11 protein-coding genes are annotated in these 15,245 nt (G+C 74.9%); 8 read left to right on the top strand and 3 right to left on the bottom strand.

Going from position 1 to position 15,245, the window contains the following annotated elements; genetic code table 11:
* Positions 1-3: 3 nt before the first annotated feature.
* The 4 genes from IE277_RS02120 (at position 4) to IE277_RS02105 (ending at position 8,318) form a co-directional block, all read left to right on the top strand.
* Positions 4-6,198, top strand: a complete 6,195-nt coding sequence (locus IE277_RS02120; RefSeq protein WP_189947914.1) for a type I polyketide synthase — start codon at positions 4-6, stop codon at positions 6,196-6,198.
* On the top strand, positions 6,116-6,577 hold the full coding sequence (locus tag IE277_RS02115) for an acyl-CoA thioesterase (RefSeq protein WP_189947912.1): 462 nt from the start codon (positions 6,116-6,118) through the stop codon (positions 6,575-6,577). The genes IE277_RS02120 and IE277_RS02115 overlap by 83 nt, the downstream gene beginning before the upstream one ends.
* Positions 6,570-7,268, top strand: coding sequence for an NADPH-dependent F420 reductase (locus IE277_RS02110; RefSeq protein ID WP_189947909.1), 699 nt, complete (start codon positions 6,570-6,572; stop codon positions 7,266-7,268). Before IE277_RS02115 ends, IE277_RS02110 begins: the two co-directional genes overlap by 8 nt.
* Before the next feature lie 162 nt (positions 7,269-7,430).
* Positions 7,431-8,318 carry an alpha/beta fold hydrolase gene (locus IE277_RS02105; protein WP_189947907.1) on the top strand — a complete coding sequence of 296 codons (888 nt, stop codon included), beginning with the start codon at positions 7,431-7,433 and terminating at the stop codon, positions 8,316-8,318.
* Positions 8,319-8,369: 51 nt separating this feature from the next.
* Here IE277_RS02105 and IE277_RS02100 read toward each other — a convergent pair whose 3' ends face one another.
* Entirely contained in the window at positions 8,370-9,449 is a 1,080-nt protein-coding gene (locus IE277_RS02100; protein WP_189947905.1) for a cobalamin-independent methionine synthase II family protein, read from the bottom strand.
* 272 nt (positions 9,450-9,721) lie between these two features.
* Between IE277_RS02100 and IE277_RS02095 the strand changes: the two genes are divergently transcribed.
* Genes IE277_RS02095 through IE277_RS02085 form a run of 3 tightly spaced genes read left to right on the top strand, consistent with a single transcriptional unit; the run spans position 9,722 to position 12,618 of the window.
* Positions 9,722-10,270 carry a twin-arginine translocase TatA/TatE family subunit gene (locus tag IE277_RS02095; RefSeq protein WP_189947904.1) on the top strand — a complete coding sequence of 183 codons (549 nt, stop codon included), beginning with the start codon at positions 9,722-9,724 and terminating at the stop codon, positions 10,268-10,270.
* Positions 10,271-10,303: 33 nt separating this feature from the next.
* Positions 10,304-11,263 carry a twin-arginine translocase subunit TatC gene (gene tatC, locus IE277_RS02090; protein WP_189947902.1) on the top strand — a complete coding sequence of 320 codons (960 nt, stop codon included), beginning with the start codon at positions 10,304-10,306 and terminating at the stop codon, positions 11,261-11,263.
* A 38-nt stretch (positions 11,264-11,301) separates the two neighbouring features.
* A complete protein-coding gene (locus IE277_RS02085; protein WP_189947900.1) occupies positions 11,302-12,618 on the top strand; it encodes an ABC1 kinase family protein in 1,317 nt (438 codons plus the stop codon).
* Positions 12,619-12,679: 61 nt separating this feature from the next.
* Here IE277_RS02085 and IE277_RS02080 read toward each other — a convergent pair whose 3' ends face one another.
* Complete coding sequence (locus IE277_RS02080; RefSeq protein WP_189947899.1) at positions 12,680-13,372, bottom strand: twin-arginine translocation signal domain-containing protein; 693 nt, start codon at positions 13,370-13,372, stop codon at positions 12,680-12,682.
* Positions 13,373-13,741: 369 nt separating this feature from the next.
* Here IE277_RS02080 and IE277_RS02075 point away from each other — a divergent pair, with 369 nt between their 5' ends.
* Positions 13,742-14,410 (top strand): hypothetical protein, encoded by a 669-nt coding sequence (locus IE277_RS02075; RefSeq protein ID WP_189947897.1) that lies wholly within the window; start codon positions 13,742-13,744, stop codon positions 14,408-14,410.
* A gap of 81 nt (positions 14,411-14,491) precedes the next feature.
* Here the strand turns inward: IE277_RS02075 and IE277_RS02070 are convergent, their stop codons facing one another.
* Positions 14,492-15,085, bottom strand: coding sequence for a hypothetical protein (locus tag IE277_RS02070; RefSeq protein WP_189947895.1), 594 nt, complete (start codon positions 15,083-15,085; stop codon positions 14,492-14,494).
* Positions 15,086-15,245 lie beyond the last annotated feature (160 nt).

The following is a 15,245-nucleotide window of genomic DNA, read 5'->3' as shown; positions in this document are numbered from 1 at the left end:
CCGTTGTCCCCGTACGAGAGCACGGTTTCCCACGACGGCATCGCCGTCGTGGGAATGGCCTGCCGCTATCCCGATGCCGACGACCCCGCACAGCTGTGGGACCTCGTCCTGCGCCGACGGCGCGCGTTCCGGCGGCTGCCCGCGGAACGCCTCGCCGTCGAGGACTACGCCGACCCGACGCGCCGCGACCCCGACAGCATCTACGGGACCAGAGCCGCCCTGCTGGAGGGCTGGCACTTCGACCGGGGCGCCTTCCGTGTGCCCGGCGCGGTGCACCGCGCCACGGACCCCGCCCACTGGCTCGCGCTGGAGACCGCGGCCCGCGCGCTGGAGGACGCCGGGGCGCCCGGCGGCGCCGGCCTCGACCGGGACCGGGTCGCGGTGGTCATGGGCAACACCCTCACCGGCGAGGTCACCCGCGCCCGCACCCTGCGGCTGCGCTGGCCGTATGTGCGGGCCGTGCTCGACGGCGTTCTGGCGGAGGAGGGACTCACCGGGACACAGCGCGAGAAGCTGCTGGCCAAGACCGCCGAGCGCTACCTGGAGCCGTTCCCCGCACCCGACGACGAGTTCCTGGCCGGCGGCCTCGCCAACACCATCGCGGGCCGGATCTGCAACCAGTTCGACTTCCACGGCGGCGGCTTCACCGTGGACGGGGCCTGCGCCTCCTCGCTGCTCGCCGTGACCACGGCCTGCGGCCGGCTGCGCGAGGGCAGCGCGGACCTGGTGCTGGCCGGCGGCGTGGACATCAGCCTCGACCCGTTCGAACTCGTCGGGTTCGCGCGGCTCGGCGCGCTGGCCGAGGACCGGATGCGGATCTACGACAAGGAGGCCACCGGCTTCCTGCCCGGCGAGGGATGCGGGGTCGTCGCCCTGATGCGCGGCCGGGACGCGGCCGCCGCCGGGATGCCCGTCTACGCCGAGATCCGCGGCTGGGGCATCTCCTCGGACGGCGCGGGCGGCATCACCCGCCCCGATCAGCGCGGCCAGCTCCTGGCACTGCGCCGGGCCTACGCGCACGCGGGCATCGACCCGGCCGCCACCGGGCTGGTGGAGGGCCACGGCACCGGTACGGCCGTGGGCGACGCGATCGAGCTGCAGGCACTGTGCGCCCTGCGCGCCGGGGCCCCGCGGCCGGCCGCGCTCGGATCGGTCAAGGCCAACATCGGCCACACCAAGGCCGCGGCCGGACTGGCCGGACTGATCAAGGCATGCCTGAGCGTGCACGGCGGTGTGCTGCCGCCGACCACGGGATGCGACAGCCCGCGCGACGAACTCGCCGGCGAGGACGCGGTGCTGCGGATCCTCACGGACGCGGCCGAGTGGCCGCCCGGACCGCGCGTCGCCGGAGTCAGCGCCTTCGGGTTCGGCGGCATCAACACCCATGTGGTGCTGAGCGAGCCCCGGCACCCGGGGCCGCGGGCCGCCGCCCGAGCCGCGGTTCCGCGCGCCCGCCGTGCCGACCCGGAACAGGAGCTGATCCTGCTCAGCTCGGACAGCCCCGGGGAACTGTCGGACCGGCTGCGCCGCCTGGCCCGGCTGGCCCCCCGGCTGTGCGACGCCGAACTCCACGACCTGGCCTGCGCCTGGGGCCGGGCACCCCACCCCGGTCCGGTCCGCGCCGCCCTGATCGCCGATTCCCCCGAGCAGCTCGCCCGGCGCGCCGAGGCCGCCGCGGCCGCGCTCGCCCAGTCCGCGCCGGGCACGCTGGCCCAGCTCCCCGGCGTATGGGCCGGGAACGCCTGCGCGGGCCGGGTCACGCTGCTGTTCCCGGGTCAGGGCGCTCCGCTGCCCGCCGGCCCGGGCGCGATCGGCGCCGACCTGGCCGAGGACGCGGCGAGCGGGTCTCCCCCCGGGCCCGCGCCCCAGGCCCCCGCCCACGCCGCCCATGGCGCCGAGGGACCCCGCCCGGACGCCGACACGGCCGCCGCCCAGTCCCTCGTCCATCGGGCCTCGTTGACCGGCCTGCGCTGGCTGCGGACGCTGGGCGTACGGGCCGAGGCGGCACTCGGGCACAGCCTGGGCGAGTACGCCGCGCTCGTCTGGGCGGGCTGTCTGGATGCGCGGGAGAGCCTGGAACTGGTGGACCGGCGCGGCCGGACGATGGCCGAACTCTGCGCTCCCGGTACGGGGATGCTGGCCCTGACCGTCGACGCCGCCGCCGCCGAGGAGCTGTGCCGGGGCACCTCGCTGGTGGTCGCCGCCTACAACGGGCCGCTGGCTCACGTGGTCGCCGGGCCCGCCGACGAACTGGCCGCGCTGGCCCGGCGCGCGGCCGAGCGCGGGATCGACGCGCTGCGCCTGTCCGTGGCGCACGCCTTCCACTCGCCCGCCGTCGCCACCGCGGCGCAGAAGTTCGCGCCCCTGGTCCGCGCCACCGGATTCGCGGTGCCCCGCGGCACACTGCTGTCCGGCGTGACCGGCGGCGTCTGCCGCGTGGGGGGAACGGAGCTGCAGGAACTGCTGTCCGCGCAGATGACGGCACCGGTGCGGTTCTGGGACGCGGTCCGCGCGGCCGCCGGGTGGACGGACCTGTTCTGCGAGACCGGCCCCGGCCGGGCCCTCGCGGCGCTCGCCGCCCCCAGCGGTGTGCCCACGGTGTCCCTGGAGGTCGGGGCGCCGGGGCCCGGGCCACGCGCGCGGACGGCGGCCGCGCTCTTCGCCTGCGGGGCGCTCGCCTCGGCCGAGGCGCTGTTCGAGGGCCGTGAGAGCCGCCCCGTGGACCCGTGGCGGGAGCGGGTGTTCATCAGCAACCCCTGCGCCCGTCCCACGACCGGCCCCACAACCGGCCCCGCCACCATGCCGGCGGCCCCGGCGGCCCCGGCGGCCCCGGCGGCCCCGGCGGCCTCGGCCGGCCCGAGCGGCCCGAGCGGCGCGACCGGCGGGACCGGCGCGACCGGCGCGACCGGCGGGACCGGCGCGACCGGCGGGACCGGCGCGACCGGCGGGACCGGCGCGACCGGCGGGACCGGCGCGACCGGCGCGACCGGCGGGACCGGCGCGACCGGCCCGGCCGCCTCGGCCGATCGGACTCCCGGGGCGGCGGGTCCCGCCGAACGGTCCGTCTCCGCCGAGTCGTTCGCCGTCCCGGACACCGAACAGCCCGTACACACCGAGCCGTCGGCGTCGCCCGCCGGACCGCCCGAACCCGTCGGCCGCCCCTGTGGGGAGGACGTCGCCGGGCTTGTGCTGCGGCTGGTCGCCCAGGCCACGGAGTTCGAGCCGGCGGCGCTCACGCCGGACCAGCGGCTGCTCAGCGACCTCCATCTGTCCTCGCTGAAGGTGACCCAGCTGGTTGCCGAGGCCGCCCGCGCGGCGGGTCGTGAACCCCCGGCCGCGCCGCTGACCATGGCGGACGCGTCGCTCGCCGAGATCATCGAGGTGGTGCGCGCGCTTCCCGGAGCCGGCAGCGGCGACGGCCCGGAGGCGATCGTCCCGGGGGCCGCGCCCTGGATCCGCTGCTTCGCCGAGGAACTGCGTCCCGTCGCGGTGCCCGCCCCGGCTCCCGCCGACCGCCCCGGCCGGGTCACCCTCGCGGCCCCCCGGGGACCGGCGCCCGGCGCCGACGCCCTGCGGCTGCCCGCCGGCGAGCCGACGGGCCGGGCCGAACTGCTCTACGTGCCCGACGCGGAGGCGCCGGAGGGGCTCGCCGGGCTCCTCGGCGCGGCCCGCTCGGCCCTCGCCGGCGACGGCCGGCTCGTCCTCGTCACGCATGGACCGGCCCTGTCCGGCTTCGCGGGCAGTCTGCACCAGGAACACCCGCGACTCGGCATCACCGTGCTGCGCGTCCCGCCGACCGAGGCGGGCCTGACGGCCGCCGCGGCCGTCGCGGGCGCCGAACCCGGAGTGCTGCGGGAACTGGTGGTGTGCGAGGACGGCAGCTGCGCCGAACCGGTCGCCATGCCGCTGCCCGAACCGGACCCCGGCGCCGAACCGGTGCTCGGCCCGCGGGACGTCCTGCTGGTCAGCGGCGGCGGCAAGGGGCTGGGCTTCGAGGCCGCCGCCGCGTTCGCCCGGACGACCGGGGTCTCGCTCGCCCTGCTCGGCCGCGGTGATCCGGCCGCGGACGCGGTGCTGCGGCGGAACCTGGAACGGCTCGCCGAACTAGGCGCCACGGTCCGCTATCAGCGGACGGACATCACCGACCCGCACGCCACCGCGGACGCGGTCGCGGAGGTGGAGCGCGAACTGGGCCCGGTCACCGCCGTGCTGCACGCCGCCGGCATCAACCAGCCGCGACGCTTCGACGACCTCACCGAGACCGACGTACGGGCGCACCTGGCACCGAAGACGACGGGTCTGGCGCATCTGCTGGCCGCGGTGGACCGCGGCCGGCTGCGCCTGCTGATCGGGTTCGGCTCGGTGATCGGCCGCTACGGCCTCGCGGGCGAGTGCCACTACGCGCTCGCCAACGGCCGGCTGCGTCAGATGCTCCAGGACGAGGCCCGTGACCTGCCCGGCTGCCGCACCCTGGTGCTCGACTGGTCGGTGTGGGCCGGCGTGGGCATGGGCGAACGGCTCGGCGTGGTGGACCGGTTGGCCCGCGGCGATGTCACGCCGATCCCCGTCGAGCAGGGCCTGGACCTGTTGCTGCGGCTGGCCGCCGCCCGGGACCTGCCCACCGCGGTGACCGTGCACGGACGCATGGGACTGCCGCCGCGGCCGCTCCCCGAAGGCGCGGCCGGCTCCGCCACCCGGTTCCTGACCCGGCCGCGGATCCACTACCCGGGCGTGGAACTCGTCGTGGACAACGTGCTGACCGAGGCCACCGACCCGTATCTGCGCGACCACCGCGTCGACGGGCTGCCGGTGCTGCCCGCCGTCGTCGGTCTGGAGGCGATGGCCCAGGCCGCCTCCGTCCTCGCGGGCCGGCCGCTGCGCCGCTGCCGTGAGGTGACCTTCGACCGGCCCGTGACATCGGCGGCCGGCGGCCCCCGCACCCTGCGGCTGTGCGCGCTCGCCGAGGACGGCGCCGTCACCGTGGTGCTGCGCAGCGACGAGACGGCGTTCCGCGCGGACCACTTCCGCGCCGTCTTCCCGCTGCCGGCCGCCGCCGGCGACACCGAGCCGACGGACGACGCGCCGTCCCTGGCGCCGGTGACCGGCGACGAGCCCGAGGTCCCGGCCGCGGATCTCTACGGGCCGCTCTACTTCCACACCGGCCGCTTCCGGCGGGTCGAGCGGCTCCACGGCCTGCGGGCCCGGCAGGTCAGGGCCCGGCTGGGCCAGGCCGTCGAGGCGGGCTGGTTCGCCGCGGGGCTGGCCCAGGGCCTGCTCCTCGGCAGCCCCGGCCGCAACGACGCGACGATCCACGCGCTCCAGGCCTGTGTCCCGGGCCGCCGGCTGCTGCCCGTGGGCTGCGCGGAGTTCCAGGCCGCCGAACCGGGCCCGGCCGGCGCCGACGGGGACGTCACGGTGCACGCCCGGGAGCGCCGGTCCGCGGGCGGCGCGTACGAATGGGACGTCGAGGCGGTGGACGACAGCGGGCGGCTCCTGGTCCGCTGGCGTCGGCTGCGGCTGCTGGACGTGGGCCCGCTGCCGCGCCGGGAGCGCTGGACCGGGCCGCTGCTCGCGGTGCACCTGGAGCGGGGCGCGCTCGCGCTCGGCCTGGACCCCGCCCTGACGCTCGGCATCGAGGCGGGCGCGGCACGGGAACGCACCGTCCCCCCGGTGCGGCCACCGCACGGGACCTCGCGCAGCCACCGCGGTCCGCTGACCCTGACCGCCACGGCCCCGGGCGGTGTCGCCGTGGACTGGCAGCGGATCACCCCCGGCGAGGCGGACGGGGTGCGCTCGGCGCTCGGCGCCCCGTACGCGGACCTGTGGGCGCATCTGCGCCTGGCGCTGGACGAACCGGAGCACGCCGTCGCGGCACGGCTGTGGACGGTGGCCGAGTGCGGCGGCAAGGCGGGGCGCGGCCCCACCACGCCGGTGACCGTGGACGGGATCTTCGAGGACGGCTGGGTCCGCTTCCGCAGCGGGCGTTCGCTCATCGCGACCGCGGTGGTCCCGGACCGGCTGGCGCCCGAGGGCGCGGCGGAACCGGAGCCCGGCGCCGGTGGCGGACCGGGCCCGGTGATCGCCGTGGCCGTGATGACAGCAGCGGGAGGCACACATGTGGCAGCGCACGACGTACAACCACCGGCATCTGGTGACGCTGGAAGAGACGAACCTCGTCGGGAACGTGTACTTCAGTAACTACTTCCTGTGGCAGGGGCACTGCCGCGAGCGCTTCCTCGCCGAGCGGGCACCGGGCGTGTTCCGGGCCCTGCGCGAGGACTTCGCCATGGTCACCGTCTCCAGCCGCTGCGACTTCCTCGCCGAGCTGTACGCCGCCGAGGAGGTGGAGGTCCGGATGTCGCTCGGCGCCCACGGAGCGAACAAGGTCACCATGCTCTTCGACTACTACCGGCTGCAGGACCGGACGGCTCAGCTGGTGGCCCGGGGAGAGCAGACCATCGCCTGTATGCGGCGCACCGCCGAGGGGATGGAGCCGATCGACGTACCCGGGGAACTCGCCGAGGCGCTGCGCCCCTACGAGCGGGAACCCGCCCTGGCGGTGGACCGGAGTGTCTGAGCCGGACTCCCGCCCGGGCCGCGGCGCCGGTGCGGCCTCGTCCCTGCCCGCCCGTACCGCCGTGGTGGGCTGCGGACGCATGGGGTCCGCCCTGCTGCACGCCGCGCTCCGGCAGGGCCTCGACGTACTGGCCGGGGTGCGCGAGCCCCGCCGCAGACGGCCCGGGGTGCCGCCGGAGGTGGCGCAGCTGACGCCCGGACAAGCCGCGGCGGCGGCCGAGCTGGTGGTGCTCGCGGTGCCGCCGGGCGAGCCGCTGCGGCAGCTGGCGGAGCAGCTGGAACCGGTGCTGGCCGGCAAGGTGGTGCTGGAGCTGTCCAACCCCGCGATGCCCCGGCGGGACATGCCCGCGCCACGCGGTCCCTGGGGGCCGAGCGAGGCGGAGCTGCTGGCCCGGCGCCTGCCCCGGGCGCGGGTGGCGAAGGCGCTGAACACGGTCTCGGCCAAGGCCCTCGGCCCGCTCGGGCCCGCGGCTCGCGGGGAGTGGCCCCGGCCGAGCGTACCCGTCGCCGTGGACGATCCGGCGGCGCAGCGACTGGTCTGCGCCTGGGTGGAGGCGCTCGGTTTCGAGGCGGTGCCGGCCGGACCCCTCACGCATGCGCGCTCGCTGGAGCACCTGGCCCAGCTGCTGCGCCACATCGACGCGCAGTCCGGGCGGACGGGACTGGTGGGATGCCGGATCCTGCGCCCCTGAGGCGCCCCCGAAGGAGGAAGCCCGAAGGAGGAAGCCCGGAGAAGACCACCGGAGAAGACCAAAGGGAGGAAACCCATGTGTGGAACGCCTGATTCCGATCAGTCTCACTGCCCTCAGGCCCATGGCCGGGAAGCCGACGCGCGTACGGTCATCCCGCTGCTGATGCCCGCCCCGCACGGTCCGCTGGCGGGTGTCGAGATCCGCCCCCCGGGTCCGTCCGGCCCGCACTGGGACGGCCGCAGGGCGGCGCTGGTGTCCGGAGCGGGCGGCGCCAAGGAGGACTTCCTGCCGCTGATGCACCGCCTCGCCGGGTCGGGACACCGGCTCTTCGCCGTGGACCTGTGCGGCCAGAACGAGACCCCCGGCCCCGACGACCCCGCCGTGTACGGCGTCGAGGCGCTGGCCACCGATCTGGCCGTCGCGACGACGGCGGCGTGCGCCCGTAAGCCCGTGCATCTCGTCGGGCACGGGGCCGGCGCCCTGGTGGCGGCCACCGCGGTGGCCCAGGCCCGCGCCCGGGAGCGGTTCGCACCGTCGACGTACCGCAGTCTCACCCTCGTCGCCCCCTGCTGGGACGGCACCGTGGCGGCCGGTGAGGCGGAGTCCGCCGACTGGGAGCGGCTGGTGGCGCTACAGCACCGCGGCACGGTGACCGACGAGCGCCGGGCCGTGATCCGGCAGCGGCTGGCCCGCAGCCACCCGATGGGCCTCACCCGGCTGGCCTCGGCCGCCGCCGCACCGGATCTCGTCACCGTGCTGCGTGCCGAGGGCATCCGGATGCTGGTGGTGGGCGGCGCGCAGGACCCGCTGGTCCCCGCGGACCGCACCGAGGCACTGGCCCGGCGCCTCGGCGCACGCCACAGCGTCGTCCCCGGGGCCGGACATCTGCCGCACCACGACAACCCCGATGCCCTGGCCGCGACTCTGACGGCGTTCTGGGCCGAAGCCGAAGCCGAAGCCGAAGCCGAAGCCGAAGCCCAAGCCCAAGCCCAAGCCGAAGCCTGCCCGCCGCAGCGGCCTGCGGCTGCCGCGGCGGGCGACGGCACATGACGGCACCGCCGGCGGGGGGGTGCGCGTGCGGTGCGCCGGGGCGCGCTCGGTCTACCGCGCGTCCACCGGAACGCCCAGTTCCGCGGCGGCCAGGGCGGTTCCCCGTACGCGTGCCTCGATCTTGGCGAAGGCCAGGTCGCGCGAGGTGGACGTGTCGTCGGCGAACGGCGAGAAGCCGCAGTCGTCGCAGGTGCCCAGCTGGTCCACCGGGATGTGCCGGGCGGCGCGCAGCACCCGGTCGCGTACCTCCTCCGCCGTCTCCACCCGGGGATCGATGGGATCGGTCACGCCGACGAACACCCGGATGCCGGGGCGCAGTTGCTCGGCGATGATGGCGAGGACCCGCTCGGGATCGGCCTCGCTGGCCAGTTGGACGTAGAAGTTGCCCGCCTTCAGCTGGAAGAGCTTGGGCAGCAGCCCGGCGTAGTCGACGTCCAGGCTGTGGGTGGAGTCGTGGTCGCCGCCGGGGCAGGTGTGCACCCCGAGGCGGGCCCGCTCCGTCGCGTCGAACCGGCCGAGCACCTCGTTGTTGAGGTCGATGAAGTCGTCGAGGAGGGCGCCGCTCGGGTCCAGCTTGAGGGAGAGGCGGCCCTCGGTGAAGTCGAGCTGAACCACATGCGCGCCCGCCTCCAGGCAGCCGCGGATGTCGGCCTCGGCCTCGTCGGCCAGGTCGCTGAGGAAGGCCTCGCGGGAGTATCCGGCGATGGGCTCGGGCGGGTAGAGCAGGCTGAGTGCCGAGGGCGCGATGACCGCCTGCTTGAGGGGGCGGTCGGTGTGCTGCCGGGCGTCGCGCAGATACGACTCCGCGCGGATCCGGTAGCGGAACGGCCCCTCGGTCAGGTGGGGCAGCTGCCGGACGTGGCCGTCGGCGAACGGGATGGCGGCGCCGTGCGGAGCGAGGCCGGCCAGGCCCGCGATCGGGTAGGTGGCGAAGCTGGGCTTGGCCTGCTCGCCGTCGACCAGGACGGGGCAGCCCGCCGCCGCGAGGCGGTCGAGCGTGTCCGCCGTCGCCCGTTGCTGAAGTGCTGTCAGTTCTTTGTCGTCCAGAGTGCCTTGCGCGTGCTCACTGAGAGCCTGTCGCAGTTCGCGAGGGCGGGGGATGCTGCCGATCGGCTCCGTGGGGATGCTCATGCGCCGGACCATAGGAATCCCCCCGCGTCCCGGCAAGAGGGCGCGAGCGTGCCACCAGGGCCGCCCTCCTCGAATTCACCGGATAGGGATGCCCGGCCGGGCGCCGGGTTGACCCGGCACCGCCGGATGCGCCGCGAGGCGGGGGCCTCAACGAGTGAATCCCCGGCCGTATGACGCGCGTTTGTGATGATATGCGCTGATATGGGGCATGAAATGGTCGTCATGGCTGGGTGTTCGCCGGATCCAGCGACCTCGATGTTCCACTGGGAGTGATGGTGTTCAACCTGAGCCCGTTCACCCTGGTCGCTCTCGCTCTGATCGCCATGTTCCTCTACGGCCCCGACCGGCTGCCCAAGGCCGTCGGGGAAGCGGCCCGCGGCCTGCGCAGGCTGCGTACGCTGCTGCGCGGCGCCACCGACGGGGTACGGCGGGAGCTGGGTCCCGAGTACGAGGATCTGCGGCTGCGCGACCTGCACCCGCGGGCGTTCGTCGCGAAGCACCTGCTGGCGGACGACCGGCCCTGGGACCCGCCGGAACCGCAGTGGCAGCCGGGGCCGAAGCCCGCGGGCTGGCCGGAGCACGTGCCGTTCCCCTCGGCCGCCGAGATGGGCATGGCCGAGGGCACGGACGCGTTCAGCGCCCCCATCCCGCACGAGCGGATTCCGCCGCCGGAACCGGGTCCGTCGGCGCAGGCGGCGCCCCACGGGCCCGTCGAGGAAGCGTCACCGGCGGTCGCGGTGGGGGCGGCGGCGTCGCGGGCATCCGCCGCGGAGGCGCCCGCGCCGGACAGCGGCGGGGGCGTACGGATGCACGATCGCTGATCTCGTCGCTCACGCATGAGGAGTTCCGCCCCCGTGGACACGACCCGACCCGACATCCCCCGGACCCCGCCCCGTCCGGACGGTCCGCCCCGTCCGGACGGTCCGGCGCGCAAGGACGGCCGGATGCCGCTGCGCGAGCATCTGCGCGAGCTGCGCAACCGCGTGGCGAAGGCGCTGCTCTCCGTGTTCCTCGGCACGGTGGTCGGCTGGTGTGTGCACCCCTGGCTGATCACCGAACTGACCGGTCCCAGCTGCCATATCCCCGGCCTGCACGGCATCGCGCCCGCGACCGCCGCCTGCCCCAACGGGCTGATGGTGATGCAGGGCGTGATGACCCCGCTGACCTTCACCTTCAAGGTGGCCATGGCCGCCGGGGCGGTGCTCTCCAGCCCGTTCTGGTCGTACCAGCTGTGGGCGTTCGCGGCGCCGGGGCTGCACCGCCACGAGAAGCGCTACGCGCTCGGGTTCGTCGCCGCCGCCGTGCCGCTGTTCCTGTCCGGAGCCGGGCTGGCCTACTGGGTGTTCCCGCAGGCCCTGCGGATCCTGCTCGGTTTCACGCCGGGTTCCTTCAGCAACTTCCTCCAGGGCGATCAGTTCCTGGAGTTCTTCATCCGGATGATCCTGGTGTTCGGCCTCTCCTTCGAGATGCCGCTGCTGCTGGTGCTGCTCAACTTCACGGGTGTGGTGAGCGCCAAAAGCCTGCTGGCCCGCTGGCGGACCTTCGTCATGCTGATCTTCGTGTTCTCGGCCCTCGCCACCCCCACGGGCGACCCGCTCACCATGATGGTCCTCGCCCTGCCGATGACCGTCCTGTTCGCGCTGTCGCTGGCCGTGATCGCCTGGCGCGACCGGGTGCGCAGCCGCAGGGCGGGGGCGGCGGCGCTCTCGCCCGACGAGGCGGCGCCGCTCGGCGAGGCGGAGCTGCTCGGCGAGGCGGAGCCGCTCGACCCGACGCCGGCACAGAACCCGGTCCCGGCAGGAAGCAGGGACTGACCACCGCCGCCCGCCCACGAGCCGTCTCGGAGCCATCGATGAACGCAGCCACCGTCCCGCCGCCCGCGGACCCGCTCGCCGCCGTCCCGCGCCGCGCGCTCGCGGTGCGCGCGGCCACGCTCCTGCTGCTCCTGCTGCGCGGCGCCGCGGCACTCGCCGCACAGACGGCGGTCGGGATCCTGCGCCGCGATATGCGCACCCGCCGGGACCGCTGGCTGGTGGACCTGGTCACCCGACTCGGACCCGCCTTCATCAAGGCCGCCCAGCTGCTGGCCACCCGGGCGGATGTGCTCCCGCCCCGCCTGTGCGCCGCCTTCGCCCGCCTCTACGACGGTGTCCGGCCCGCGCCGCTGGCCGCCGAGGCCGGTGAACTGCGGGACAGCGGCCTCGTACTGGACCGGGGGAGCGACGGCGTCGCCCGCCCGGTCGCCGCCGGCAGCATCGCCTGCGTCTATCGCGCGACCGCTCCCGACGGCCGCAGGGTCGCGGTGAAACTGCGGCGCCCGGAAGTCGCCAGGCGGCTCGCGGTGGACCTGGAACTCATGCGCAGGGGCACCCGGCTGGCGGCCCGGCTGCCGCAGCTGCGCGGGCTGCCGGCCGTCGCCGTCGTCGACCAGATGACACAGGCGGTCCACGGCCAGCTGGACTTCGTGCGCGAGGCCCGCTTCCTGGCGGAGTTCCGGGCGAACATGGCGCAGGAATCCGGCCTCCGGGTACCCGCCGTGCACCCGGAACTCGGCCATGACGGCGCTCTGGTCATGGAGTTCATGGAGGGCCTGCGACGCCGTGAGCCGCACGAGTTCCCGGCAGGGGTGCGTGAGCGGGCGGTGCTGTCGACGCTGCGCGGGATCTACCGGATGCTCTTCATCGACGGGCTGGTCCACTGCGATCTGCACCCCGGCAACCTCTACTTCCTGCCGGACGGCGATGTGGTGCTGGTGGACGCCGGTTTCACCGTGCGCCTGGACGAGCGGACACGCCGCGCCTTCGCCTGGTTCTTCCTGCAGATGACCGTCGGGGACGGCAAGGCCTGCGCCCAGATCGTGCTGTCCACGGCGACTCCCGGGCCGCGCGCCGACACCGACGGTTTCACCCGCGAACTCACCGCGCTGGTGGAGGCGAACAGCGGGGTGTCCGCGGCGGACTTCGACCTGGTGACGTTCGGCGCCTCGCTGTTCGACATCCAGCGCCGCCACGACCTCTACGCCGCGCCGGAGTTCGTGTTCCCGCTGCTGTCCCTGCTGGTGCTGGAAGGCACCGTGCGGGCCTTCGCCCCGCAGGTCGACTTCCAGAAAGAGGCCGGGCCCTATCTGATGAAGGCCGTGTTCGGCGAGGCCTTCCAGCCGGCGGCCTGACGGAACGCCGCACCCCGCCACCGGTGCGGTGGCGGGGTGCGGTTCGGCGTCCGACGGGTTCTCAGGCGCTCTGGTTGACCGTGACCGGGAAGCCCTGCAGCTGGCCGGCCTGGTTGCCGTTCGAGTCGAGGAGCGGCACGTTGCCGCCGAGCGTGTAGCCCTGGTTGGCGGGCGGGAACGCCTTGAGCAGGCCCGAGCTGAGCGTGGCCGGGTTGTTCGGGTCGGTGGACAGGACCAGCGGCGGGCTGCCGTCCTTCGGGGCGACCGTGAGCGTGAAGAGCAGCTTGATGATCATCTCCGGGAAGGGCGGGACCGGCGGGATCGCCGTCGGGTTGCCCGGGTTCATCTGCAGCAGGCTCAGCGGGGTGATCGTGGTGTCCGACTGCTCGATGGTGACCGTCATGGTGGCGGTGTCCGCGACCACCTTGTGGCCGATGACCTCCAGGACGAGACCGGTCTCGTTGCTCGTGCGGACGCAGACGTCGATGCCGCCCTTGAAGTCGAGGTTGACGACACCGGTGTTGATCTGCAACGGCACGTTGGCGGCGTAACAGCTGCAGGGGATGTCCACGCCGACGGGCGGGAGCGGGAACGGGAAGGCGGGCTGCAGGGCGGCGATCCGCTCCGCCTCCGCGGCCTGGGCGCTGCCCGGTACCAGGGCTCCGGCGCCGACCGCGGCGGCGGTGACCGCCGCTCCCTTCATGAAGCCGCGGCGATCGCTCCCGCTGCCGGTGATCTCAGCAGACTCTGTCATCCGACTGTTTTTCCTCTCTCAAAGGTGAGTGGGCAGCACATGGGCCGTCCTGGAAGGCCGCCGTCACCCTGTGTGGCGCAAGTCCGGGTCTTACGGCAGCGTCGACTCACGTATACCGCGCCAAAAGTGACGTGCAGTCATAAAATTGGCATTTCCTCCGATTTGGGTCCGTTTGCTCCAGTGCGGCACAGGTGGGCGGTGTGCGGCGAGTCTTCGGGCGGGGCCGAACGGGTCAGTGGCGCCGCCGCCATGTCCGCTGTTCCTGCCTATTTCGGTGTTCGGGAGGTTTGATACGGAATATCCAGTCGGGCCGCATGGGGGCGGATCCGCCGCCACGGCCCACCCAGGGCAACGGAAAGGCCGTTCGGCATGACGAATGGACAGGGACCGGCCACCGGGACCGCGGGAGCCGCCCGTTCGGGGCGCAGGGGCAGGAGCCGCCGGATCGGAACGTGGTGCGCCACGGCCGTACTGGCGTGCTCGGCGGCGGTCATGGGCGCGCACCCGGCGGCGGCCGCCGGGAAACCGGGTCCCGTGCTGGTCGACCACCCGCAGAAACCGCAGGCCGTCCTCACCCCCGGGCGCGCGGGCCGGGTGACGGTCCAGCTGAAGAACACCGGCCGCGGGAGCGCCCGCAACGACGGCCGCATGTACATGGAGATCTGGGCCCCCTACGGCACCCGCTTCACGGACACCCGGCTGACCCCGCTCCACGGGGCGCCGGGCGGATGGGCCTGCAAGGGCGACGCGTACCGGAAGGGAGTTCCGTACGAGAGCACGATCCTGCGCTGCTTCTCCGACCGCCACGGGCAGGTCGCCCGCGCGGGCGGAACGGCGGCCTGGGAGCTGAGGATGAAGGTCGTGCCCGGCACCCGGGCCGGCACCACGCTGGCCACCACCCCCTACAACCGTGGCGCGGTGTTCCACTTCGGCTACCGCGGGCGGTCCGTCTGGACGACCATGTCCCTGAAGGTCAGGACTCCCGGCAAGGCGCACCGCGCACACCGCCGGGCACACCACGGCGGACGGCATCGCTGACCCGCTCGCGCACACCGCCCCGGATCCGCCCCGCGGCAGCCGGCGGGGCCGGTTCCGGGGCGGCGCCGGGGCGGCCGGCCGTCAGGACGTCGCCGCGGCGACCGGCGTACGGGCTTCCAGGGTCATCGCGTTCGAGTCCCACCAGGTGCCGGAGTCCCGGCCGGGGGAGTGCAGCCGCAGGGACGCCCAGCCGTTGGCGCTCCTGGTGCCGGCCGCCAGCTCCGCGGGAGCCGCGAGGTTCACCTTCCAGCGCCATTCCTCGGCCGGCGCCGGCCCGCTGTAACGGGACGTGCAGGACATGTGCCGGCCGTTGTGCGTCACCGGGGTCATCCCGTCGTACATCCGGCAGGACCATCCGCCCGGCGCATGGCCGACCGGGGTCACCGTGGCGTCGGCCAGCCGCATCAGCTCCGGTGAATACACCGTCAGCGTCAGGCCGTTGACGCGGGAGGGCAGGTCCTTCGTCCGCTTGATCCCGAACGTCACCGGGCCGGACGCGCCCGGCTTGATGAGGGCGATGGGCCGCTGGGGGCTGTCGGTCCCCCAGTACGGCACGGGGGCTCCCGCGACCGGTGCGGCCGTGGCCGGGGCGAGGCCACCGCCCAGGGCGAGCGCGGCGCCCGCCGCAAGGACCGCGACGCACCAGTGGGCCGGCCGTCGCACATCGGTCTTCATCTGTGCCTCTCCCTCGCTGCTGGCGGGTGTCGGGGGTCTTCGAGGTGGCGGCCGCACGCACGGCGCGCCCCTGTCGGATCGGATACTCATCCTTTCCGCGGCCGCTCCCCCCGTCCCGCGCACCGACATGCCGAAGGCTCACCTGATCGCCACGCGCCCC

This window comes from Streptomyces alanosinicus (assembly GCF_014650595.1).
Lineage (GTDB): Bacteria > Actinomycetota > Actinomycetes > Streptomycetales > Streptomycetaceae > Streptomyces > Streptomyces alanosinicus.
This window is presented reverse-complemented; position numbering and strand designations above follow the sequence as displayed.